The sequence below is a fragment of the Arthrobacter sp. Y3225209 genome (assembly GCF_059090685.1).
Map to the genome: position 1 here is coordinate 100,113 of NZ_JBNHFW010000006.1, position 22,485 is coordinate 122,597.

19 protein-coding genes, 1 tRNA gene and 1 pseudogene are annotated in these 22,485 nt (G+C 66.5%); 9 read left to right on the forward strand and 12 right to left on the reverse strand.

Annotated features, from left to right (window positions below; translation table 11 throughout):
- Window positions 1-56 precede the first annotated feature (56 nt).
- Both AC5RVB_RS05735 and AC5RVB_RS05740 read right to left on the reverse strand, forming a co-directional pair.
- Window positions 57-1,211: a site-2 protease family protein gene (locus tag AC5RVB_RS05735; protein WP_227927797.1), complete on the reverse strand. Its 1,155-nt coding sequence runs from the start codon at window positions 1,209-1,211 to the stop codon at window positions 57-59.
- The gene (locus tag AC5RVB_RS05740; RefSeq protein ID WP_494142186.1) at window positions 1,208-1,936 is read right to left on the reverse strand and encodes an HAD family hydrolase; all 729 of its coding nucleotides are present in this window, start codon (window positions 1,934-1,936) and stop codon (window positions 1,208-1,210) included. Before AC5RVB_RS05740 ends, AC5RVB_RS05735 begins: the two co-directional genes overlap by 4 nt.
- A gap of 103 nt (window positions 1,937-2,039) precedes the next feature.
- Here AC5RVB_RS05740 and AC5RVB_RS05745 point away from each other — a divergent pair, with 103 nt between their 5' ends.
- Window positions 2,040-2,924, forward strand: coding sequence for a PAC2 family protein (locus AC5RVB_RS05745; RefSeq protein ID WP_227901859.1), 885 nt, complete (start codon window positions 2,040-2,042; stop codon window positions 2,922-2,924).
- 56 nt (window positions 2,925-2,980) lie between these two features.
- On the opposite strand, the gene mshC is transcribed toward AC5RVB_RS05745, so the two are convergent.
- The 3 genes and pseudogenes from mshC to AC5RVB_RS05760 all read right to left on the reverse strand — a co-directional run.
- On the reverse strand, window positions 2,981-4,261 hold the full coding sequence (gene mshC, locus AC5RVB_RS05750) for a cysteine--1-D-myo-inosityl 2-amino-2-deoxy-alpha-D-glucopyranoside ligase (protein WP_494142187.1): 1,281 nt from the start codon (window positions 4,259-4,261) through the stop codon (window positions 2,981-2,983).
- A 23-nt stretch (window positions 4,262-4,284) separates the two neighbouring features.
- The gene (locus AC5RVB_RS05755) at window positions 4,285-5,109 is read right to left on the reverse strand and encodes an undecaprenyl-diphosphate phosphatase (protein ID WP_227901861.1); all 825 of its coding nucleotides are present in this window, start codon (window positions 5,107-5,109) and stop codon (window positions 4,285-4,287) included.
- 172 nt (window positions 5,110-5,281) lie between these two features.
- Window positions 5,282-5,548 (reverse strand): annotated as a pseudogene (locus tag AC5RVB_RS05760) (hypothetical protein); the annotation flags it as partial.
- Between the two features lie 41 nt (window positions 5,549-5,589).
- Between AC5RVB_RS05760 and AC5RVB_RS05765 the strand changes: the two are divergent.
- Window positions 5,590-5,823, forward strand: a complete 234-nt coding sequence (locus tag AC5RVB_RS05765; protein ID WP_227901863.1) for a DUF5703 family protein — start codon at window positions 5,590-5,592, stop codon at window positions 5,821-5,823.
- A 7-nt stretch (window positions 5,824-5,830) separates the two neighbouring features.
- On the opposite strand, the gene AC5RVB_RS05770 is transcribed toward AC5RVB_RS05765, so the two are convergent.
- Both AC5RVB_RS05770 and AC5RVB_RS05775 read right to left on the reverse strand, forming a co-directional pair.
- Window positions 5,831-6,985 (reverse strand): acyl-CoA dehydrogenase family protein, encoded by a 1,155-nt coding sequence (locus tag AC5RVB_RS05770; protein ID WP_494142188.1) that lies wholly within the window; start codon window positions 6,983-6,985, stop codon window positions 5,831-5,833.
- 40 nt (window positions 6,986-7,025) lie between these two features.
- Window positions 7,026-8,360, reverse strand: a complete 1,335-nt coding sequence (locus AC5RVB_RS05775) for a M20/M25/M40 family metallo-hydrolase (RefSeq protein ID WP_494142189.1) — start codon at window positions 8,358-8,360, stop codon at window positions 7,026-7,028.
- 204 nt (window positions 8,361-8,564) lie between these two features.
- Between AC5RVB_RS05775 and AC5RVB_RS05780 the strand changes: the two genes are divergently transcribed.
- The 5 genes from AC5RVB_RS05780 to AC5RVB_RS05800 all read left to right on the forward strand — a co-directional run bounded on the left by AC5RVB_RS05780 (window position 8,565) and on the right by AC5RVB_RS05800 (window position 13,284).
- Window positions 8,565-8,647 (forward strand) — tRNA-Leu (locus tag AC5RVB_RS05780).
- A gap of 112 nt (window positions 8,648-8,759) precedes the next feature.
- Window positions 8,760-9,914 carry an AI-2E family transporter gene (locus AC5RVB_RS05785; RefSeq protein WP_494142190.1) on the forward strand — a complete coding sequence of 385 codons (1,155 nt, stop codon included), beginning with the start codon at window positions 8,760-8,762 and terminating at the stop codon, window positions 9,912-9,914.
- A gap of 121 nt (window positions 9,915-10,035) precedes the next feature.
- Entirely contained in the window at window positions 10,036-11,385 is a 1,350-nt protein-coding gene (locus AC5RVB_RS05790; protein ID WP_290245047.1) for a hemolysin family protein, read from the forward strand.
- A gap of 61 nt (window positions 11,386-11,446) precedes the next feature.
- Complete coding sequence (locus AC5RVB_RS05795) at window positions 11,447-12,850, forward strand: APC family permease (protein ID WP_494142191.1); 1,404 nt, start codon at window positions 11,447-11,449, stop codon at window positions 12,848-12,850.
- 41 nt (window positions 12,851-12,891) lie between these two features.
- Window positions 12,892-13,284 (forward strand): universal stress protein, encoded by a 393-nt coding sequence (locus tag AC5RVB_RS05800; protein ID WP_494142192.1) that lies wholly within the window; start codon window positions 12,892-12,894, stop codon window positions 13,282-13,284.
- Here AC5RVB_RS05800 and AC5RVB_RS05805 read toward each other — a convergent pair.
- The 4 genes from AC5RVB_RS05805 to AC5RVB_RS05820 form a co-directional block, all read right to left on the reverse strand.
- Window positions 13,281-14,498 carry a kynureninase gene (locus tag AC5RVB_RS05805; protein WP_494142193.1) on the reverse strand — a complete coding sequence of 406 codons (1,218 nt, stop codon included), beginning with the start codon at window positions 14,496-14,498 and terminating at the stop codon, window positions 13,281-13,283. The genes AC5RVB_RS05800 and AC5RVB_RS05805 overlap by 4 nt on opposite strands.
- A 133-nt stretch (window positions 14,499-14,631) precedes the next feature.
- Window positions 14,632-15,576 (reverse strand): MaoC family dehydratase, encoded by a 945-nt coding sequence (locus AC5RVB_RS05810; protein ID WP_494142194.1) that lies wholly within the window; start codon window positions 15,574-15,576, stop codon window positions 14,632-14,634.
- On the reverse strand, window positions 15,573-16,913 hold the full coding sequence (locus AC5RVB_RS05815) for a 3-oxoacyl-ACP reductase (RefSeq protein WP_494142195.1): 1,341 nt from the start codon (window positions 16,911-16,913) through the stop codon (window positions 15,573-15,575). The genes AC5RVB_RS05810 and AC5RVB_RS05815 overlap by 4 nt, the downstream gene beginning before the upstream one ends.
- A gap of 2 nt (window positions 16,914-16,915) precedes the next feature.
- The gene (locus tag AC5RVB_RS05820; protein ID WP_227901873.1) at window positions 16,916-18,247 is read right to left on the reverse strand and encodes an acetyl-CoA C-acetyltransferase; all 1,332 of its coding nucleotides are present in this window, start codon (window positions 18,245-18,247) and stop codon (window positions 16,916-16,918) included.
- A gap of 94 nt (window positions 18,248-18,341) precedes the next feature.
- On the opposite strand from AC5RVB_RS05820, the gene AC5RVB_RS05825 reads away from it, so the two are divergent.
- Together AC5RVB_RS05825 and AC5RVB_RS05830 are read left to right on the forward strand one after the other, a co-directional pair.
- Window positions 18,342-19,076, forward strand: coding sequence for a TetR/AcrR family transcriptional regulator (locus tag AC5RVB_RS05825; RefSeq protein WP_227901874.1), 735 nt, complete (start codon window positions 18,342-18,344; stop codon window positions 19,074-19,076).
- The gene (locus AC5RVB_RS05830) at window positions 19,073-21,178 is read left to right on the forward strand and encodes an acyl-CoA dehydrogenase family protein (protein WP_227901875.1); all 2,106 of its coding nucleotides are present in this window, start codon (window positions 19,073-19,075) and stop codon (window positions 21,176-21,178) included. The genes AC5RVB_RS05825 and AC5RVB_RS05830 overlap by 4 nt, the downstream gene beginning before the upstream one ends.
- 100 nt (window positions 21,179-21,278) lie before the next feature.
- On the opposite strand, the gene glgA is transcribed toward AC5RVB_RS05830, so the two are convergent.
- The gene (gene glgA / locus AC5RVB_RS05835) at window positions 21,279-22,475 is read right to left on the reverse strand and encodes a glycogen synthase (RefSeq protein ID WP_290245049.1); all 1,197 of its coding nucleotides are present in this window, start codon (window positions 22,473-22,475) and stop codon (window positions 21,279-21,281) included.
- Window positions 22,476-22,485 lie beyond the last annotated feature (10 nt).

The following is a 22,485-nucleotide window of genomic DNA, read 5'->3' on the forward strand; positions in this document are numbered from 1 at the left end:
ACCGGTGAGGGGCGGGGCGGGGTCAATGTGGGATACGGGAGGCTGCGGGTCCGGTGCTACCGGGCCGGGCGGGCCGGTTTGCCGGTCATTGCGGCGATGACTGCGGCCTTGTGGAGCAGGCCGACCACCCGGCCCTCCCGGTTGATCACGGCGTACTCACCGCCGGTCAGCTTGGAAAGGTACTGCACCAGTTCCTGCCCGGAGGCGGCATCGGGTATGTAGGCACCCGGGGCCAGCGGGCGGGAAACGGCGTTTACCGTGACGGTGGCCGAGTGTTCCGGCGGCACCTGGGCCAGGGCACCGCGGTCCACCACGGCTTCCGGCTGACCGGTTGGCGCAGTGATGACCACAGCTGCGTCCGGGTGTTCGCGGATCAGGTGCGCGGCGACGGCGGCGGTGGACCCGGCAGGCAGCGAAACGGCCGGTTTCATCAGGGCTTCGGCGCTGACCTGCGGCAGCCGCAGCCGCATCCGGGCGTTGGTGATGGCAGCCCCGGCGCCCATCCAGAGGAAACCGCAGAGCAGTGCAGCCACCAGGACCAGGCTCAGCGACGGCGATTCACCGCGCAGGTAGGGAGGAACAAACAGTGCCGCCAGCAGCAGCACCACAATGATGCGGCCTGCCCAGCCGGCTGCCACGGTGCCGCGCTCCTGCGAGCCCGTAGCCTTCCAGACGGCGCTCTCCACAATCCGGCCGCCGTCCAGCGGCAGGCCCGGCAGGACGTTGAAAATGGCCACCAGCAGGTTGGCGTAGACAAAGATCAGAGTGACCAGCTGGCCTACGCTGCCGGCCGGTACCAGCTGCAGCACGCCGAAACCGATGGCTGCCAGGACGAAATTGGCCGCCGGTCCGGCAAGGGCGACCACCAGGGAACGCCCCGGCGTCGAGCGGAGGTCGCCGAACTGTGTGTGACCGCCCCAGAGGGTGAGGACAATCCTGGCGGTGGGCCAGCGGTAGGCCCTGGCGGTGAGGGCGTGGGCAACTTCGTGGGCGAGGACGGACAGCAGGAGCAGCAGGGCATAACCGAACGCGACGGCGTAGGCACCGATTCCGAGGTACGGGAACGCGCCGCGGACCTGGGGGCCGAACACGGCGACGATCAGCGCGGCGATAATGAACCACGAATAAGCCAGGATGATCGGCACACCGGCGATGCTGCCCAGCGGTATGCCTTCCCTGCGTCCGGTTCCCGCCGGATCGGTACTGCTCACCTGGCGGGCTCCGGGACAGTGGCGGGGAGCAGGCTGATCAGATCGCGGACACCCCGGCCGGCGAGCGTATCCCATTCGTGCTCCACCGTCCCGGGTGGCAGCGGAACGAAGTTGGGGATGCCAAGGGTCACGAGGCCGGCGGCACGGGCGGAGGCGGTTCCGGGGAGCGAATCCTCGATGGCCACTACCCGGTCGGGGCGAAGATCCGGAACAGTCCGGGCGAGCGTCTCGAATGCCTGCAGGTACGCCTCCGGGTGCGGTTTGCCGGCGTCGACCATGTCACCGGTGACCACCAGGTCGAAGGTGCCGGCCGGCAGGGACTCGACAATCACCTTCGCCAGGACCGGTTCGGACATGGTGACCATGCCGCACGGAATGCCTGCCTCCTTCAGCCCGGCCAGCAGCTCGCGGGCCCCGGGGCGCCACGGCACGTCCTGCCGCACCTGATCGGCCACGCGGTTGATGAGGCGGTCGACAATCGTGCGGACGGGGAGGTCCACGCCTGCCTTACGGAGCATACCCGCTCCGAATTCCAGGGCCTGGCCCACCATGGCCTCCGCCTGCGCCTCGGTCCATTCCACTCCGAAACTCAGGGCAAGGTCCTTCTCGGCGGCGATCCAGTACGGTTCGGTATCCACGATGGTGCCGTCCATGTCCCAGAAAACAGCCTGCAGGGACGGATCGGCGGAACTGCGGACGGAATTGGCTGAGGCGTGTTCGGGCATGTCCTCAGTCTAAGGGGCGGCGGCAGAGTGTGTTTCTTTTGCTCTCCGCGAAGCCCCGCTACGCGGTCCTGACACGAGGTGGTCCGGGGCATAGTGTGGTCGTGTGAGCAATACTGATGGCTTTGGCGCCGCTGGCCTCCAGGACTATTTTGGTGACGATTCGCCCTCAGGGCGCGTCACGGTGATGCTGGCTGCCTTCGAAGGATGGAACGACGCCGGCGAAGCCGCCTCCGACGCCCTGAAGGTCCTGAGCAGGCACTGGGACAGCGAAAAAATAGCCAGCATAGACGCCGACGAATACTACGACTTTCAGTTCACCCGGCCCGCGATCAGGCGCACCGCCTCCGGGGCCCAGCGGATCAAGTGGCCCACCACGCGGATTTCAAGGGCGGAAGTCCCGGACAGCAACCTGGACGTCATCTTCGTCACCGGGGTGGAGCCGTCCTACAAGTGGCGCGCCTACACCGCCGAGATTATTGCCCTGGCCAAGGAACTCGATGTGGACTGTATTGTCCTGGCCGGGGCCCTGCTCGCCGATGTTCCGCACTCCCGGCCCATTCCGGTCACCGCCACGTGCGAGGAAGCGGACCTGCAGGATGCCCTGACCCTGGAGCCATCGACCTATGAAGGCCCCATCGGCATTGTCGGCGTGGTCTCCCATATGGCGGGGCTGGCGGACATTCCCTCGGTTTCGCTGTGGGCCGCGGTGCCGCACTATGTAGGGCAGGCGCCGTCGCCCAAGGCGCAGCTTGCCTTGCTCAACCGCATCGAAGAACTCCTGCAGGTGCCGTTGGAAACCCAGCTGCTCACCGAAGAGGCCGAAGCCTGGGAACGCGGGGTGGATGAGCTGGCTACCGAGGATCCGGAAGTGGCAGCGTATGTGCGCCAGCTGGAGGAAGCCAAGGACACCGCAGAGCTGCCCGAGGCCAGCGGCGAGTCGATTGCCCGCGAGTTCGAGCGTTACCTCAAGCGCCGGCGCCGGGACTGACAGCACTCCCCCGGCCGGCAGCATCCCGCGGGACGCGCGCAGCCGGGGGCGGGTTCCTAGAGGCGGATGCCCAGCAACGCGTTGACTGCGGCGGAAACCAGTTCCCCGCCGCCCCGGGTGCCCGGTGTGCCCGCGGATACGGCTGCGGATGCCCAGGCATCCACGGCCCGCAGCGCGGCAGGTGCGTCCAGGTCCTCTGCCAGTGCGGCGCGGATCTGCTGCAGCAGGGTCCTGGCGGCGTCTTCGGCAGTGTATTCAAGTGCCCTGCGCCAGTCGGCGAGACGCTGTTCGGCCGCGCGCAGCTGGTCGGCCGTCCAGAACCAGTCGCTCCGGTAATGGTGTCCCAGGAGAACCATCCGGATGGCCGCCGGCTCCACGCCGTCGGCACGCAGCCGCGAGACGAGCACCAGGTTGCCCAGCGACTTGCTCATTTTCTCGCCGTCAAGGCCCACCATGCCGGCGTGGGCATAGTGGGAGGCCAGCGGCGCACCGGAACAGGCGTAGGCATGGCCGGCACTCATCTCATGGTGCGGGAACACCAGATCGGATCCGCCTGCCTGCACGGTAAACGGCCGGGGAAGGAACCGCTGGGCAATGACGGAGCACTCAATGTGCCAGCCCGGACGGCCGCGGCCGAGCCGGCCGCCGTCCCAGGACGGCTCGCCGGTGCGTGCCTGGCGCCACAGCAGCGGATCCAGGGCGTTGCGCTTGCCCGGCCGTTCAGGGTCGCCGCCGCGTTCGGCGAACACCGGCAGCATCTCCTCCCGGCTCATGTGGGAGACCTGCCCAAGCCACCAGGCATCCGGGTCTGACGGGGCCAGCGCTGACGCGGCGTCGACGTCGAAGTACAGATCGCCGTCGGGTTCCCCGGCGCTGCCGGGCACCCGGTACGCCAGTCCGCGGTCCATGAGGGCTTCAACTGCCGGGACGATCCATTCAACGGACTCCACCGCACCGATGTAGTGGTCCGGTGCCAGGACGTTGAGGGCTTCCATGTCGTCACGGAAGAGCTGTGTCTGTTCCGCGGCGAGCTCCCGCCAGTCCACTCCCGTGGCGTTGGCGCGCTCCAGCAGCGGATCATCCACGTCGGTGACGTTCTGCACGTAGGTGACGGTGTGCCCGGCGTCCCGCCACTGGCGGTTGAGCAGGTCGAAGGCAACGTACGTGGAGGCATGGCCCATATGGGTGGCGTCATAGGGGGTGATTCCGCAGACGTACATGCTGGCGGCACCGTCCGGCTGCACGGTCACATGTTTTTGTGCAGCCGTGTCATACAGACGGATGTCATCCGAGGTTCCGGGCAGGGAGGGCAGGGAGGGGGATTTCCAGGCAATCACCTAACAAACTCTACTGCTCACGGCTAGGCCGTAATGACGCCGAAGCCCAGCAGCAGGTAGATGCACACGCCCAGCAGGATGCGGTACCAGACGAACAGGCGGTAACTGCGGGTTGAGACGTAGCGCAGGAACCAGCCGATGATGACAAAGCCCACAACGAAGGCAACCACGGTGGCGGCGCCGGTCTGCAGCGCCGTGTACGGCATGGGCTCGTCGATTGACTTCACCAGCTGGAAGAGTCCGCTGCCGAAGACGGCGGGTATGGCCAGCAGGAAGGCGTAGCGGGCAGCCGCTTCACGGGTGTACCCCATCAGCAGGCCGGCAGTAATGGTGCCGCCGGAACGCGAGACGCCGGGGATCAGTGCCAGGGCCTGGGCGAATCCGTACAGGATGCCGTGCTTGTAGGTCAGCTTGTCCAGGGTGCGCTGCTGCCGTCCAACAGTGTCCGCCACCGCCAGGATGATGCCGAAGACAATCAGCATGGTGGCCACGATCCACAGGCTGCGGAAGGTGTTTTCGATCTGGTCCTGGAAGAGGAGCCCCAGGACCACAATGGGCAGTGTGCCGATAATGATCAGCCAGCCCATCCGGGCATCCGGATCGCTGCGCGGCACCCGGCCCACCAGGGAGCCCCACCAGGATTTGATAATCCTGACAATGTCCTTCCAGAAGTACACGGCCACCGCCGTTTCAGTGCCCAGCTGGGTGATGGCGGTAAAGGCGGCACCCGGATCCTGTGCACCGGGCAGCAACTCACCGACAATGCGCAGGTGGGCGCTGGAGGAGATGGGGAGGAATTCTGTCAGGCCCTGGATCAGGCCAAGGAAGATCGCTTCAAACCAATTCACACTAGAACTCTATGACACGAACTCCGTGCCCCGCGGACGGGGTCCCCGGTGCCGGCAGCGGGTTCTTCCGGGATTACCAGCCCGCCGGGCGGTTGCTGCCGTTGTCTCCGGTGTCCGGAGTGCGTCGGCTTTCGGGCCGGGTTGACGGGGCATCGCCGGTAAGGTCCGGGCCGATGACGTCGATGCTGTCGTCTTCGGCCGGATCCAGCTCGTCACCGGTTTCATAGTCCTCGTCATCGTCCTCATAGATCTCCAGCGGGGTGACTTCCCCGTAGGCGTCGTAGAGGACTTCCTCGTAGACTTCGAAGGCATCCGCAATTGCCAGATACGCGCTCTCCACCACCGGGTCCTTCTCGCCGCGGCGGGTTGCGGCGGCGGCAAGGTGCTCCTCCAGGGCGGTAATCAGGGACTGGAGCGCGATGCGCGGATCTATGCTCATGCACTAGACGTTAGCTGTAAAGTAGGCAAAATTGGAGGGAAATGCGCGAACAAATTCTTGCACCGGATGTCTCCCGCCGGCCGGAAAACGCCCGGGACTATGAGTACCTGGTGGTGTCGGTAGATCCCACTGAGCCGCTTCACGAAGCGCGCCGACGGCTGGTTGAGCACGCCGAATACGGGAAGTGGGAGCTGCACCGAAGCCGGATTTACAGCGGCGGTGGCCGCCGTTTCTGGCTGCGCCGCCGGATCCTGCGGGTACAGCGCACCGCCTGAGCCCGGATTACCCGCTGTCCACCGGCCCCAGGACAGCATTGGCCACACTGGCATGCACCGAGTCCTCGCTGGAGGGATGGAACATGCCCGCGAGGACATCGCGGTACAGCCGCTCCAGTTCCTGCCCGCGGGAGTAGGCCTTTCCCCCTGCCACGCGCACCGCGGTTTCCACGACGCTGCGGGCGGTCTCCGTGGACCGGTATTTCAGGCCCGAGAGCAGCGGGAACCAGTAGGTCCCGTGATCGACGCCCTCTTCCAGGTCCCGGGCGACGGCTGCGAGCTGCAGGTGCACCCCGTCCATGCGCAGTGCCGCATCGGCGATCTTCCACCGGGTCTCCGGATGGGCCGACGCCGGAACCCCGTCGGGCGAGACGCGCCCCGCCGCTGCCTCGGCTGCCAGCTGTACGGCTCGGTCGCCTATCCCGGTGTACACGGCAGAGAGCAGGGTCTCGAACATGCTGAAGATCCCGAATACAAAAGCGTCCCCGTGTGGGCCTACGGGCGTGGACCGGACCATCCGGCCCGCCGGAACCTCGGCTCCCTCCAGTCGTGTGGTGCAGGACTGGCTGGCACGCATGCCCATGGTGTTCCAGTCATCAGCCGTGCTGATGCCTGCCGTGCCCCGATCAGCGAATCCGAAGACCAGCCGCGGCTCGCCGGGGTCCGTGGCGTCCTTGCCGAAAATCCCCAGCCGCGTCCATGCCGGGGACAGGCTCGTGAAGATCTTGGTTCCGGTGAAGGCATAGCCGCCGTCCCCCAGCGGACGCGCGGAGGTGTGCGAGTCAAAGAGCACCGCCGGGTTGCCGGGTTCGGAGACCCCGAAGGCGAACAGCTCCCCCGCGGCAGCCTCCCGGAGAATGAACGCCAGGGAATCATCTCCGCGCAGGGCCAGCAGGTGGGCAACCCCGCACCACACCAGGTGCATGTTCACCGCCAGGGCGGTGGCGGGTGCCGCGCCTGCCAGCAGCCGCTGGCAGGCCACGACGTCGGGCACCCCCATACCTGACCCGCCCTCGGTGAGCGGCGTGAACAGGGCAAGGTAACCTGCTGCGCGGAGGTCCTCCAGGTCCTCCGTGAAGAAGGAATTGGTTTCGTCATAGCCGGCCGCGCGGGAGCGCAGCCGCTCCAGCAGTTCGGGGCTGAGGATTTCGGTGGCCGGCACGGCGGCGCTCCTTTCGCAGAAGGCGGTCTGGCCCGGGGGCCTAGTAGTCCTGCAGCAGGCGGGAGAGTACCCGCGTGCCGAATTTGAGTGAGTCCACCGGTACGCGTTCATCTACGCCGTGGAACATGCCGGTGAAGTCCAGGTCCTCCGGCAGGCGCAGCGGTGCGAAGCCGTAGCCGGTGATGCCCAGCCGGCTAAGCGACTTGTTGTCCGTGCCCCCGGAGAGGGTGTACGGCAGTACCGGTGCGCCCGGATCCTCTGCATGCAGGGCGGAGACCATCGAATCCACCAGGTTGCCGCTGAACGGGACCTCCAGTGAAACATCCCGGTGTTCATAGCTGACGTCTATTCCCTCGCCGGCGAGTTCCCGGATGGTGGCAAGCACTGCCTCTTCCTGGCCCGGGAGGGTCCGGGCATCGATCAGGGCCTCGGCGGTCCCCGGGATGACATTGTGCTTGTAACCGGCCTTCAGCACGGTGGGGTTTGAGGTGTTCTGCAGGGTAGCGCCCACAAACCGGGCCACGGTTCCCAGTTCAGCCAGGATCCTGTCCGGGTTGTCCGGATCGAACTCGACGCCGGTCAGCTCCGTCACGCCGTCCAGGAAGGCCCGCGTGGTGTCGGTCAGTTCAATGGGCCACGGGTGGCTGCCGATGGTGGCGACGGCGCGGGCCAGCCGCGTGACGGCATTGTCCGTGTTGATCTGGGAGCCGTGACCGGCGCGCCCGTGGGCAACCAGCCGGAGCCAGGAAATGCCTTTTTCGGCGGTCTGCAGCAGATAGGTGCGGCGTCCGCCAATGGTGGCCGAGAACCCGCCCACCTCCGAGATGGCCTCCGTAGCGCCGTCGAACAGTTCCGGGCGGTGCTCCACCGCCCAGCGGGCACCGTAGTCCCCGCCCGCCTCTTCGTCAGCGAAGAAGGCAAAGACAATGTCGCGGCGGGGCCTGGTGCCGGTGGCTGCCATGGAGCGCATAACGGACAGGATCATCGCGTCCATGTCCTTCATATCGACGGCGCCGCGCCCCCAGATCAGGCCGTCACGTTCCTCGCCGCTGAATGGGTCAACAGTCCAGTCCTGCTTCTGGGCAGGAACCACGTCCAAATGCCCGTGCACCACCAGTGCCGGCAGGGACGGGTCGCTGCCCTCCATCCGGGTGACCACCGAAGCGCGGCCGGGGGCTGATTCAAACAGATCAGCCGTGAGTCCAACCTCCTCAATCAGCCCTGCGGTGTATTCGGCCGCTGCCCGTTCCCCCGGGCCGGAATTGTCGCCGAAGTTGGAGGTGTCGAAGCGGATCAGGTTCCGGCAGATCCCAACAACCTCGTCTTCGGCGCGGAGGTGTCCGGACGCGGACTCTGGACGGACATCATCGGGCATGCGGGTTCTCCTTCGTAGCTGTCCAGCAAGCTTAGCCAGAATGGAGGTGCGGACGGTCACATTTGGACCTTGGAAAGTGCACAACCGCCCTCCGGCTTGGGCCGATTCGTTGTTACGGCCAAAAGCGTGTTAGAGTTTTTTCCGTTGCTTTTGAAGCTTTCAAACAGCGGAAACGCTGCAGACAAGGCAGATAAACCACTCTCTGCGCGGGTGGCGGAATGGCAGACGCGCTAGCTTGAGGTGCTAGTCCTCTAACGAGGGTGGGGGTTCAAGTCCCCCTCCGCGCACAGCGAAGTCCCCCGGGAATCTTTGGATTCCCGGGGGACTTTTTTGTTATCTGTTGCGCCGGTGCCCCGAATCCGGGTTGCCTTGATTACGTCAAGGCAAAAGGAGGCCCCCGTGGCTTCGGAGACAGAAGGTACCGGCAGGGCGTCCGCGCTTCCGCGGAGCGCCGTTATCCTGCTCACTCTGGCGGGAGGGACCGTAGCAGCCTTCGGCCTTGCCGCCGTCAGGGATGTTTTCACCCCGGCCTTTCTTGCTCTGGTACTTACCCTCTGCGTCCATCCGCTGAGTCAGTGGCTGCATGGCCACGGCGTTCCCCGTGGTCTGGCAACCGGAACGGGGATAGTCACCGTTTTTGCCCTGCTCGCCGGTTTCGCCGCGGTGCTGGTGGCGGCCTTGGGCCGGTTTTCGGCTCTGCTGCCGCAGTACGCCGGGCAGCTGGAAGAGGCCGGGGCGTCGCTGGCGGACGCACTGACCGCTGCGGGCTTCGGGCCGGAGCAGGTGCAGGCAGCCGGTGAGAGCCTGACCCCCGAACGGCTGCTCGGATTCATCGGGGGTCTGCTGGGCAACGTCACCGGGCTGGTCGGGGCCTTGGTCATTATCCTTACGCTGCTCATCCTGATGGCCGTGGACGGTTCCCGGATGCCCGCCCTGCTGGAGCACCTGGGCGGCCACCGTCCCGTCCTGGTGACGGCGCTGAAGGACTATGCCTGCAGCGTGCGCCGCTACATGGTTGCCACCACTGTCCTGGGGCTGCTCCAGGGGCTTTTCAACTGGCTGGTCCTGCTCATCCTGCAGATTCCCGGGGCACTGCTGTGGGGGCTGCTGTCCTTCATCTGCAGCTTTATACCGAACATCGGGTACTTCATCGCCATTATTCCGCCGCTGTTTTTCGGCTACCTCACCGGGGGCTGGCCGACGGTGGTTGCCGTGGTGATCATTTTCGGCGGCGTCAACGCCGTCATCCAGTCAATTGTGCAGCCCCGGTATGTGGGCAACGCGGTGAATCTCAGCGAGTCGGTAACCTTCATCTCGGTCCTGTTCTGGGCCGTGGTGCTCGGACCGGTGGGTGCCGTCCTGGCCATCCCGCTCACCCTGCTGGTGCGGACCATCCTGCTGGACTCGAATCCGTCCCTGTCCTGGTGGCGGCCGGTCACCGGCGACCGGACGGAGCTTGAACCGCTGCTCTCGGCGGAGGACGCCGCCATCCGGTCGCGGCGCCGGAGGATCAGCCGGCGAAGGGCCGGCGGTGCCGGGGCCTCCCCCGCGTGACGGCCCTTCTTACTTCCCGCGGCGGCTGACGGCACTGCATACGCGCCGGACTGGCCGCCCGCGTCCCCGGGATTCCGGTGGAACGTGTCCTGTACGCCCGGGCGCCGGTACGCTCGGAGTCATGGACGGCGGTACTGGCTTTAACCTCCTGCTGGTTGTCTTCTTCATCCTCCTTGGCGGAGTCTTCGCCGGTGCCGAAATGGCACTGGTGTCCCTGCGCGAGAGCCAGATCAACCGGATCGAAGCAACGGGCACCGGCGGAAAGAAGATCGCGGCGCTGGCCCGCAACCCCAACCTCTTCCTTTCGTCCATCCAGATAGGCGTCACGCTTTCAGGCTTTTTCTCGGCCGCATACGGCGCCTCGGCACTGGCCCCGGCCGTGGCACCGCTGCTGCGCGGCGCGGGGCTGGGACCGGCAGCCGCAGATGCTGCCGCCTTCATCCTGCTCACCCTCGCCGTCGCCTATTTGTCCCTGGTGCTGGGAGAACTGGTCCCCAAACGCCTGGCAATGCAGAACGCGGAGCGGGTGACCAGGATCCTCGCCCCGCCGCTGAACGTCTTTGCCGTGGTGATGCGCCCTGTGATCAAGGCGCTGTCCGTATCCACGGACGCGGTAGTCCGCCTGCTGGGCGGTGACCCCCGGGTCAAAACCCCGCCCATTAGCTCGCAGGAACTGTGGGACATGGTCGCGGCCAGTCCGGTCCTGGCGGAGGATAGCAGGCGGATCCTCTCGGACGTTTTTGGCGCAGGCCAGCGCCTGCTCCAGGAAGTGATGCGCCCGCGGCCCGAGGTACGTTTCCTGCAGGCGGACCTGACACTGCCCCAGGCAAGGGTGGCAGTCCATTCGCTGCCGTATTCCAGGTACCCCGTCATCCGGGACTCCCCGGATGACGTCATCGGCTTCATCCACGTCCGTGACCTCCTGCGGGGAGACGGGGACGGCGGGGCGAACGCCACGGGCGGAAGCCGGGGCGAAACTCGGACCATCGCGGATATTGTCCGCCCGCTGCTGTTCCTGCCCGGGACGGCCACCGTAGTGCCCTCGCTGTCGCGGATGCGGGCCGAGCAGAGCCATATTGCGGTTGTGGTGGATGAATACGGCGGAACGGACGGCATTGTCACGCTGGAGGATCTGGTCGAGGAACTCGTGGGCGAGATTTACGACGAATATGACACCGGGCGCGACCCGGAAGACCGGTTCCGGAAGGAAAAGGGCCAGCTGGTGGTGGACGGGGCGCTGATCCTTCAGGAGTTTGAACGCCTGACCGGAATCGGCCTGCCGGAGGGGCAGTACGAGACGGTGGCGGGATACATCCTTGAACAGCTTGGCCGCATGGCCCGCCCCGGGGACAGTGTCGCTGCACCGGGGTGCCGGCTGGAGGTCCTGGGCGTACGCCGGCGCAGGATCGGGGCCGTCCGGGTGATTCCCGGGTCAGCCGGGCAGCCGGGTGGCCCGGCGCCATTGCCTTAGCCTCGCGCACCGCGCAGAATACCGACCAATGCGGTATCGGTGAACGTCCGGGAGGACAGCCATGGCTGACATCAAAGCGGAAACCGGTCAGACCGAGCTCAAGCGGGTCATGGGGACCAAACTGCTGCTGCTGTTCATCGTCGGTGACATTCTGGGAACCGGTGTGTACGCCCTCACCGGGCAGGTCGCCGGTGAGATCGGCGGAGCGGCGTGGGCGCCGATTCTGCTGGCCTTCGCAGTGGCCACCATCACGGCACTGTCGTATCTGGAGCTGGTCACCAAGTATCCGCAGGCGGCCGGAGCGGCGCTCTACACCCACAAGGCCTTCGGGGTACATTTCCTGACCTTCCTGGTCACGTTCGCTGTGCTCTGTTCGGGTATTACCTCCGCGTCCACTGCGGCCAAGTTCCTGGCCGAAAACTTCATTGTCGGATTCCGGCTGGAATGGGGGCAGACCGGAGTCACCTGGATAGCGGTCGCCTTTATGCTGCTGCTGGCCGCGATTAACCTGCGCGGAGCCGCGGAGAGTGTGCGCTTCAATATCGTCCTGACAGCCATTGAACTGACCGGGCTGCTGATTGTGATCATTATTGGTTTCTGGGCCATGGGCCAGGGGAATGCGGACTTCTCCCGCGTGGTGGTGTTCGAGACCGAGGCGGGCAAGAGCGTGTTCCTTGCGCTCACGGGCGCCACCGCCCTGGCTTTCTTCTCCATGGTTGGCTTCGAAGACAGCGTGAACATGGCGGAGGAAACCCACGACCCGGTGCGGATCTTCCCGAAAGTGATGCTGACTGGCCTGAGCATCACCGTGACGGTCTACCTGCTGGTGTCCATCGCGGCGGTGGCCGTGGTCCCCGTGGGCCAGCTCTCCGAAAGCGCAACACCGCTGCTGGAAGTGGTGCGGGCAGGAGCCCCGAACCTGCCGGTGGACAGTATCTATCCGTTCCTGTCCATCTTTGCCGTAGCCAATACCGCCCTGATCAACATGCTGATGGCCAGCCGGCTGCTCTACGGCATGGCGCGGCAGGATGTGCTGCCGCGCGGGCTCTCGCTGGTACTGCACGGACGGCGGACGCCGTGGGCGGCCATTGTTTTTACGACGGCGATTGCCGTGGGCCTCATTGTGGTGGTCACCAACTTCATGGGCCGGGGAACGGTCACGGCCCTCGGCGGAACCACCGCGCTGCTGCTGCTGGCCGTCTTCACGGTGGTGAACATTGCGTGCATCGTGCTTCGCCGGACGCCAACGGACCGGCCGCACTTCCGCTCCCCCGGCATCATGCCCTTCATCGGCGCCCTGACCTGTGCCTTCCTGCTCGGCCCGTGGGCCCAGGATCCCATCGAATACCGCATCGCCGGGATCCTGCTGCTCCTGGGCCTGGTGCTCTGGGTGCTGACCTGGTTCTGGAACCGTGCCGTCAAGGCACGCAGGACCCGGTTTACCGACCCCACGGAGTTGAATTAGGTGCGAAGGCACGGCCCGTACACATCAGGAAGAAGGAGACCATGAGCGTCGTCGTCGGATACGTCCCCACACCGGAGGGCGAATCGGCCCTGAGCGCCGGCATCCGTGCTGCCAGGGAACTGGGTACCGGGCTTGTGGTGGTGAATGTGGAGAGCAGCCACGGCGCCCGGAGTGCCGCCCCACGGGACTACCTCCAGGCACTGGAGACGGTGCTGCAGGGCTCACGGCTGCCCCATCAGCTGCTGCATCCGGTAGGCGACTACGATTCCGCGGAGGAGATCCTCAAGGCAGCGGAAAGACATGACGCGCGGCTGATCGTGCTGGGGCTGCGGCCCCGCACCCCGGTTGGGAAACTGCTGATGGGCAGCACCGCCCAGCGGGTCCTGCTGGAGGCCGGCTGCCCGGTGCTCGCGGTTAAGGCCGGGCAGGCCTAGAGTTCCGAGAGCACCGCCTCAACGCCGGTATACGTCTCTTCAAAGGACGTGGACAGCGGCGAGAGCCCCAACCGGATACCGTCCGGGTTGCGGTAGTCGGGAATGATCCCCTGTTCCCAGAGCCTGGCAGTCACCGCTTTGAAACCCGGGCCGTCAATGGTGATATGGCTGCCACGGCGCTCCGGATCGCGCGGTGAGGCAAGCACGACGCCGTGCGGCGCCAGCAGCGCGTCCACAGCAGTTACGGCATACGCGGTAAGGGCCTCGGACTTGGCCCGGACAGCCTCCATGCCGGCTTCGCGGATCAGGGCAATCATGTCCTGCATGGCGAGCATGCCCAGGATCGGGGGTGTGCCGGACACCAGACGGCGGATGCCGTCCGCCGGAACATAGCCCTGGGCCATGCCGAACGGATCCTGGGAACCCAGCCAGCCCTGGATCGGCTGGGAGAAATCCGGCTGGTGGCGGGCAGCAACATAGGCCCAGGCCGGCGCACCGGGACCGCCGTTGAGGTATTTGTAGCTGCAGCCTACGGCGTAGTCCGCGTTCCAGGTATCAAGCTCTGCCGGAACCGCCCCCGCGGAGTGGCAGAGATCCCACAGCACCAGCCCGCCGGCCCGCTGCACGGTTTCGGTAATAGCGGCAGCGTCGGCCAGGTAGCCGGACCGGTACGCCACATGGCTGAAGACAGCCAGCGCGGTCTGCGGTCCCACGGCATCGGCAACCGCCCCGGCGCTCACGCCGCCGGCATAGTCTGCGCTGACCCAGCGAAGGGTCAGGCCGCATTCCCGGGCCACACCCTCCAGCACGTACCGGTCGGTGGGAAAATTGTCCGCGTCCAGCAGGATCTCGGTGCGGTCCGGTCGGGCGGCGACGGCGGCCCGGGCAAGTTTGTAGAGCAGTACGGTGGTTGAATCTGCCACGATGCACTGGCCGGGTGCCGCGCCCAGGGCTACCTCCCCCAACTCGTCACCGATGCGGGCGGGCAGCTCCAGCCATTCCTCGTCCCAGCCGCGGATCAGCCGTCCGCCCCACTGCCGGGCAACAAATTCCTGCAGGTGTTCGGAAGTGGCACGCAGCGGACGGCCCAGCGAATTACCGTCCAGATAGGCACGGACTCCCTCTGCGGGCAGGAAACGGTCCCGGTAGCCCGCCAGCGGATCAGCCGCATCCAGTTCCTTGGCCCGCAGCAGCAGGGCGGCAGCATCAATCATGAGCAAAACCTTAGCAGCGCCCCGCCTGCACGGGACCGCCGTCCCGCCGTCCCGCGGCACGTTAAACGGGCCTGCCCGGTACCGGAGACTGGCTCGGGTACCGGGCAGGCCCACCCGGGGAACTGCGCCGGAATCAGGCGCGTGTGCCGGCGGCGAACCCGCCGGCAGGTGCATCTCCGGAAACCAGCGGAGCAACAATCCCGGAGAAGTGCCGGCGCTGGGAGCGCGGGTTCCAGCCGGTGAAGCTGGAACCGGACCATCCGGCGTCCTGCTCCTCGTCGGTGATGGCCACGGCAACCGTGGCGGGCAGGAACACCGGCGACTCGAAGTCAATGCTCCATTCGAAGGGCCCCTCGTGGGTCTGCACCGCATCGGCCACCACCCGGGAGGCCAGGTACATGCCGTGGGCCAGGGACCGCTTCATGCCCAGTGCCTTCGCCGACAGGCGGCTGAGGTGGATGGGATTAAAGTCCCCCGAGACCCGGGCATAGTTACGGCCTGCATCCGCCCCGAGGCGCCACGACGCCGTCGGCAGCGGCGGAATGAACTCGGGGCGGGGACCGGCCGCTGCCGGCCTGTCGATCTTCGGCAGGAAGACGCCCTTGGCCAGGTAGGTCGAGCGGCCGCGCCACAGGACCTCACCGGCATCGGAGGTAACCTCGACAACCAGCTCCACCTGGGTGCCGGCACGGTGGCCGTCCAGGTTTTCCGCCCAGGCGGTGACCGTCAGCGGTTCGGTGTAGTGGATGGGACGGAAATGCTGGACAACGTTGCGCAGGTGCACCATGCCCAGCAGCGGAAGCGGAAAGTCCTCCCGGGCCATCAGGCTCATGGCGACCGGGAAGGCAAACGTGTGCACGTATCCGGTGGGCAGGTAATCCGTGGCGCTGTGCAGGACCAGGCGCTGGAAATCGGTCAGCTTGGCCAGATCCACAACGGCGCCGCGGACTTCATGCCGGTCAGCCGGGAGCAGCCCGGTCCCCTTGGCCGGGGACAGGCGCGACTTCGCCGCGCTGCCCACGGCGCCGGCATACAGCTTGCCCAGTGCCGGGATTTCGGTGAGCTGGGTAGTGCTCATGCGCCCACCATGTTCTGGCCGCACACCCGGACCACCTGGCCGTTGACCCCGGCAGCCGCATCAGAGGCAAGGAAGGCGATCGTCTCTGCCACATCCACCGGCAGGCCGCCCTGCTGCAGGCTGGACAGCCGGCGGGCCACCTGACGGGTCAGTGCGGGGATGGCTGCGGTCATGTCCGTCTCAATGAATCCCGGGGCAACGGCATTGATGGAACCGCCGCGCGGAGCCAGCAGCGGTGCCGTGGCCCGGACCATGCCGATCACGCCGCCCTTTGAAGCGGCGTAGTTGGTCTGGCCCCGGTTGCCGGCGATTCCGCTGGTGGAGGCCAGCGACACAATCCGGCCCTCCGGGCTGAAACCGTCGGAGGCCAGGAAGGTTTCATTCATGCGCAGCTGGGAGGCAATATTCACTGCGATGACCGAGCCCCAGCGGGATTCGTCCATGTTGGCAAGGAGCTTGTCGCGGGTGATCCCGGCATTGTGGATCACGATGTCCAGGTGCCCGTAGCGCTCGGCGGCGTGGGCGAGGATCCGGTCAGCGGCGTCTTCGCGGGTGATGTCCACCTGCAGGGCAGTGCCGCCGATTTCGTTGGCCACCTTCGCCAGCTGTTCACCGGCTGCCGGAACGTCCACCACAATGACCTGCGCGCCGTCGCGGTGCAGGACCTTGGCAATGGCTGCGCCAATGCCGCGGGCAGCACCGGTCACCACCGCCACCTTGCCTGCCAGCGGCGCATTCCAGTCCGCCGGCAACGTTCCCGCATCGGAACCGACCGTGACGAACTGGCCGCTGACGTAGGCACTCTTGCCCGACAGCAGGAAACGCAGGGCGGCGGCCACCGAGGGAGCAGTAGCCTGTGTCCCGTTGGCCAGCACGATGCCGTTGGCAGTGGCACCGCCGCGCAGCTCGTGGGCGATGGAGCGCAGGGTCCCGTCAATGCCCTGCCGCGCTGCTGCTGCGGCAGGGTCCTGCGCCTCGGCAGCGGGACGGGAAACAGTCACTACGCGGCCGCCCGGAGCTAGGTCGCGCAGGGCAGCACCGGCAGCCAGCACCGGCTCGCCCAGATCGGCAGGGGCCGCGGCGTCGTCGAGCACAATCACGATGGCGCCGAGCTTCTCCTTTGGCATCGCGTGGCGGCGGACGTCCTGGTCCCAGGACAGCAGCAGCTGGGCCAGGTCATCGGCGCTCTCGCCCTTGCCCAGTACCAGCACGGGGCCGGGGACCAGCGGCTTCGACGGATCGAAGCGCCGCAGGATGGCGGGACGCGGCAGGCCGAGCTTTTTGGAGAGGACCCGGGTGATGCCGGTGTTGACCAGCTTGAGGTAGGTATCAGTCATGGTTAGCGCGCCTCCAGGATCGCGACGAGGCCCTGTCCGCCGGCGGCACAGATGGAAATCAGGCCGCGGCCCGAACCCTTCTCATGCAGCATCTTCGCCAGCGAGGCGACGATGCGGCCGCCGGTGGCAGCGAACGGGTGGCCGGCTGCCAGTGAGGAGCCGTTGACGTTGAGTTTGCTGCGGTCGATGCTTCCCAGCGGTGCATCCAGTCCCAGGCGGGTGCGGCAGAACTCCTCGTCCTCCCAGGCAGCCAGGGTGGAAAGGACGGTGCCGGCGAAGGCCTCATGGATCTCGAAGAAGTCGAAGTCATCGAAGGTGAGGTTGTTGCGGGCCAGCAGGCGGGGCACTGCGAAGGCCGGAGCCATCAGCAGCCCGTCCTTGCCGTGCACAAAGTCCACGGCACCGGCTTCGGCGTCCACAACGTTGGCCAGCATCGGCAGGTCGTGTTCGCGTGCGTAGTCTTCGGAGCCAAGCAGTACCACGGAGGCGCCGTCGGTCAGCGGGGTGGAGTTGCCGGCGGTCATGGTTGCGGCGTCGCCCAGGGATTTGCCGAAGACGGGCTTGAGCTTGGCGAGCTTTTCCATGGTGGTGTCCGGACGCAGGTTGGCGTCCTTGGCCAGGCCGCGGTACGGGGTCACCAGGTCATCAAAGAAACCGCGGTCATAGGCTGCGGCCATGTTCCGGTGGCTGTTGAACGCCAGTTCGTCCTGGGCCTCCCGGGTAATCTTCCACTGCGCCGTGGTCAGTGCCTGGTGCTCGCCCATGGACAGTCCGGTGCGCGGTTCGCCCGTGGTCGGGGCGTTCGGGGACAGGTCCTTGGGCCGGATCTTCGCGACGGCGGCGAGCTTCTGCTTGGTGGTGCGTGCACGTGAGAGGTCCAGCAGGGCCCGGCGCAGACCTTCGCTGACTGCGATGGGGGCATCCGAAGCGGAGTCCACGCCGCCGGCAATGGCGGATTCCAGCTGTCCCAGCTTGATCTTGTTGGCCAGGCTGACCACGGTCTCCAAGCCGGTGGCGCAGGCCTGCTGCACGTCGTAGGCGGGGGTTTCCGGCGACAGTGCCGAACCCAGGACCGCTTCACGGGTGAGGTTGAAATCGCGGGAGTGCTTCAGGACGGCGCCGCCGGCCACTTCGCCGATCCGTTCGCCCTGCAGGCCGAAACGGGCAATCAGCCCGTCGAGGGCAGCAGTAAGCATGTCCTGGTTGGAGCTGTAGGTGTACTTGCCGCCGGAGCGGGCGAAGGGAATGCGGTTGCCGCCGATCACTACGGCCTTGCGGGGTGCGGTGGTGCCGTTTGCGGGCGTGGCGCGGGCGGGTTCGGGCTGTGCAGCCATGTCGTCGCTCTCCTTGGAATCCAGGGGGGTGGGTGGAACGGTTCGGGTGTGACGGTAGTTACTGTTACCCAGCGTACCTGATACGCTGGGTATCGTGAACAACGCAATGGAGGATCCGTCCTCTTCTCCCCCGGCCGGGGACGGCCGCTCGCTCCGCTGGGAAGCCCACCGGGCCGAGCGACGACGTACCCTGATCAAAACGGCGCGCGGCGCCGTGCATACCCTGGGCTACTCGGCGTCCATGGAGGAAATTGCGGCAGCCTCAGGGACATCCAAGTCCGTCTTCTACCGCTATTTCGGTGATAAGGCCGGTCTGCAGCAAGCCATGGGCGAGATGGCGGTAGCCCGTATGCAGGACAAGATCCTCGCCGCCGGCCGCACCGCTGACTCGCCGCGCTCGGGCCTGCGCGCCATGGTCTCCGCTTACCTCCAGATGGCCGAGACCTCTCCCAATGTCTACCTGTTTGTCACCGGCCGTCTTGCCGAGGGCGGACCGGAGCAGCAGGCGGAAACACCGCTGTCACATTTCTTCGAAACCATCACTTCCATGATGGATTCCGCAATGCGGCAGTACCTGGCCGGCCGGGAGGTTCCTCCGCAGGCCACCGCCACCGCCCAGTACTGGCCCTCGGCGGCACTGGGCATGATCCGTGCCGCCGGTGAACGCTGGATCGCTTCACCGCCCAGCCCCGACAAGCCCACGGAAGAGCAGATGACCGATCAGCTCACGGCGTGGCTGTTTGACGGCATCGGCCATGACCAGGGGCGTTCGCCCCTCCCCCGACTTTCTTCTGATACGCCCCCAACCACCACGAAGGACACGCAATGACGCAAACGCTTTCAACCACGGAACGCCAACTCCCGGCAAGTGCCGCTATCAGCGACAATGACGCAGCCGTCGTGGACACCGATTCCCTCAGCCGCGCCCTGCTGGGCAAGTGGGCGGATATCCGCCTGCAGGCCCGCGCGCTGGCAGGCGAGGATGCCCTGCATACCCCGGCCGGGCTGAGCCACCACGAGCACCGCGAACGGGTCATGGGACAGCTGAAGATCCTGGTGGATGCCGGTGCCGTGCACCGTGCCTTCCCCAAGTACGTGGGCGGCGAGGACAACCACGGCGGCAATGTTGCCGGTTTCGCGGAACTGGTCACCGCCGACCCCTCCTTGCAGATCAAGGCAGGCGTCCAGTGGGGCCTCTTTGGCTCCGCCGTGCTGCACCTGGGTAACCGGGAGCACCACGAGAAGTGGCTCCCGGGCATCATGAGCCTGGAGATTCCCGGTTGCTTCGCCATGACGGAGACCGGCCACGGGTCCGATGTTGCGAGCATCGCCACCACTGCGGAGTACGACGCCGCAACGGAAGAGTTCATCATCAACACACCGTTCCGCGCGGCGTGGAAGGACTACATCGGCAACGGCGCGGTCAACGGCAAGGCGGCCGTTGTGTTTGCCCATCTCATCACCCGGGGCGTTGACCACGGCGTGCACGCCTTCTACGTTGAACTCCGCGACGACAACGGCTTCCTGCCCGGTGTCGGCGGCGAGGATGACGGCGTCAAGGGTGGCCTGAACGGCATCGACAACGGCCGGCTGCACTTCTCCAATGTCCGCATTCCCCGGACCAACCTGCTCAACAAGTACGGCGATGTGGCAGCGGACGGCACTTATACCTCCGCCATTTCCAGCCCGGGCCGGCGCTTCTTCACCATGATCGGCACCCTGGTCCAGGGCCGCGTGTCCCTGGACGGCGCCGCGGTGGCGGCCAGCAAGCTGGCCCTGAAGACAGCCATCCAGTACGGCACCGAGCGCCGCCAGTTCAATGGCGCCTCGGATATCCGCGAAGAGGTGCTGATGGACTACCAGCAGCACCAGCGCCGGCTGCTGCCGCTGCTGGCCACCACGTTCGCTGCGTCCTTCGCGCACGACGAGCTGCTGCAGAAGTTCGACGACGTCTTCTCCGGCGCGCACGACACCGACGAGGACCGCCAGGACCTGGAGACCCTTGCCGCCGCCCTGAAGTCCCTCTCCACCTGGCACGCCCTGGAAACCCTGCAGGAATGCCGCGAGGCAACCGGTGGTGCGGGCTTCCTGGCGGAGAACCGGTTCACCGCGCTGCGGGCCGATCTGGATATCTACGCCACCTTCGAAGGTGACAATACGGTGCTGCTGCAGCTGGTGGCCAAGCGCCTGCTGGCCGACTATGCAAAGGAATTCGCAGGAGCGGACTTCGGCGTGCTGGCACGCTACGTTGTGGGCCAGGCGGCCGATGTCACAGTGCACCGCACGGGCCTGCGGCGGATCGCCCAGACCGTGGCGGATTCCGGTTCGGAGAAGAAGTCCGCGATTGCCCTCCGGGATCCCCGTGCCCAGCATGATCTGCTCGCTGACCGGGTGAACACCATGGTGGCGGAGGTAGCCGGTGCCCTGAAGGCGGCCCGCGGCCTGCCGAAGGAAAAGGGGGCGGCCATCTTCAACGAGAACCAGCACGCCCTTATCGAAGCCGCCCGCGCCCACGCCGAACTGCTGCAGTGGGAAGGTTTCACCCGTGCACTGGACCGCATTGACGACGCCGGCACCCGCCAGGTCATGACCTGGGTCCGGGACCTCTTCGGGCTGTGCCTGATTGAAAAGAACCTGGGCTGGTACCTGATGAACGGGCGCCTCTCGGCCCAGCGTGCGCGCACCCTCGGCCCGTACATCAACCGCCTGCTGGCCAAGATCCGCCCGCACGCCCTGGATCTGGTGGACTCCTTCGGATACGGCCAGGAGCACCTGCGCGCCAGCATCGCTTCCGGCGCTGAAAAAGCACGCCAGGATGAGGCCTTTGAATACCAGCGGCTGCTCCGTGCCAGCGGTGCCGCACCGGTGGATGAAAAGGTCCTGATTGCCCGCGAGAAGGCGGCCAAGAAGAAGTCCGGCAAGAAGAAGTAGAACGCCCTCGTCCGCACGGGCAATACAAAGGCGCCGCCGCACTGCATCAATATGCAGGACGGCGGCGCCTTTGCCGTATCGGGGCCGTGCCCGGGAGGGCCTAGGGCAGTACCGAGCGGTAGACGGCCAGGGTGGCCTCGGCGATGGATTCCCAGGAGAACTCCCTGGTGGCGCGGAGCCGGCCCGCCTCCCCCATCCGTTCGGCCATGGCCGGGTCGGTGACCACAGTGGTCAGCGCCGCGGCAAAGTCGCGTACAAAAGCCTCGGGGTCCAGCGGAGTGCCCGTGCCGTCGGTGACCTGCTCAATGGGCACCAGCAGGCCGGTCACGCCGGTGTCCACCACCTCGGGAATCCCGCCGGTGGCACTGGCCACCACCGCGGTGCCGCACGCCATGGCCTCAAGGTTCACAATGCCCAGCGGTTCATACACGGAGGGGCAGGCGAACACGGTGGCAATGGAGAGGATCCTGATCAGTTCAGCGCGCGGCAGCATCCGTTCAATAACCACAACACCGGTACGGGTACGCCGCAGATCCTCGATCAGCACGGCGGTTTCCGCTGCCAGCTCGGGTGTGTCGGCAGCACCCAGGCACAGGACCAGCTGTACGTCCGGGGGCAGCAGCGCTGCCGCGCGGAGCAGGTAGGGCACGCCCTTCTGACGGGTGTTGCGGCCCACGAACACCACACTGGGCCGGTCCGGGTCGATTCCGAACGCGCGCACGCCGTCGGGATCGGGGTCCGGCTGCCACTGCTCCACGTCGATGCCGTTGTGGACCACCCTGACCTTTTCCGGATCCACCTCCGGGTAGCTGCGCAGGATGTCCTGGCGCATGCCCTCTGAAACGGCGATGATGGCTGCGGCTGCCTCGTACGCGGTTTTCTCCACCCATGAGGACACCGCATAACCGCCGCCCAGCTGCTCCGCCTTCCAGGGGCGCAGCGGCTCCAGGCTGTGGGCGCTCAGTACGTGCGGGATGCCGTGCAGCAGCGATCCCAGATGCCCGGCCATATTGGCGTACCAGGTGTGCGAGTGGACCAGGTCGGCGCCGGCCAGCCCGCCCAGGATTTCCAGGTCCGTACCCAGGGTCTGGACGGCCGGATTGGCGTCCCCCAGTTCCGCCGGTGCCCGGTAGGTACGCACCGTGGCCCCGTGGAAATCCTCGGGCCGCTCCGCCCCGAAACAATGCACATGGAGATCAACTTCTCCGGCCAGGACACGGCTGAGCTCGGCTACATGAACGCCTGCTCCCCCGTAGATTTCCGGCGGGAATTCCTTCGACACAATATCTACTCGCACTAAACCAACG

Bases quoted from the DNA above. Each gene is read 5' to 3' on its own strand.
- AC5RVB_RS05740 (WP_494142186.1), bottom strand. From the start codon at position 1,936: ATGCCCGAACACGCCTCAGCCAATTCCGTCCGCAGTTCCGCCGATCCG.
- AC5RVB_RS05765 (WP_227901863.1), top strand. From the start codon at position 5,590: ATGCGCGAACAAATTCTTGCACCGGATGTCTCCCGCCGGCCGGAAAAC.
- AC5RVB_RS05775 (WP_494142189.1), bottom strand. From the start codon at position 8,360: ATGCCCGATGATGTCCGTCCAGAGTCCGCGTCCGGACACCTCCGCGCC.
- AC5RVB_RS05790 (WP_290245047.1), top strand. From the start codon at position 10,036: ATGGACGGCGGTACTGGCTTTAACCTCCTGCTGGTTGTCTTCTTCATC.
- AC5RVB_RS05795 (WP_494142191.1), top strand. From the start codon at position 11,447: ATGGCTGACATCAAAGCGGAAACCGGTCAGACCGAGCTCAAGCGGGTC.
- AC5RVB_RS05800 (WP_494142192.1), top strand. From the start codon at position 12,892: ATGAGCGTCGTCGTCGGATACGTCCCCACACCGGAGGGCGAATCGGCC.
- AC5RVB_RS05805 (WP_494142193.1), bottom strand. From the start codon at position 14,498: ATGATTGATGCTGCCGCCCTGCTGCTGCGGGCCAAGGAACTGGATGCG.
- AC5RVB_RS05810 (WP_494142194.1), bottom strand. From the start codon at position 15,576: ATGAGCACTACCCAGCTCACCGAAATCCCGGCACTGGGCAAGCTGTAT.
- AC5RVB_RS05815 (WP_494142195.1), bottom strand. From the start codon at position 16,913: ATGACTGATACCTACCTCAAGCTGGTCAACACCGGCATCACCCGGGTC.
- AC5RVB_RS05820 (WP_227901873.1), bottom strand. From the start codon at position 18,247: ATGGCTGCACAGCCCGAACCCGCCCGCGCCACGCCCGCAAACGGCACC.
- AC5RVB_RS05830 (WP_227901875.1), top strand. From the start codon at position 19,073: ATGACGCAAACGCTTTCAACCACGGAACGCCAACTCCCGGCAAGTGCC.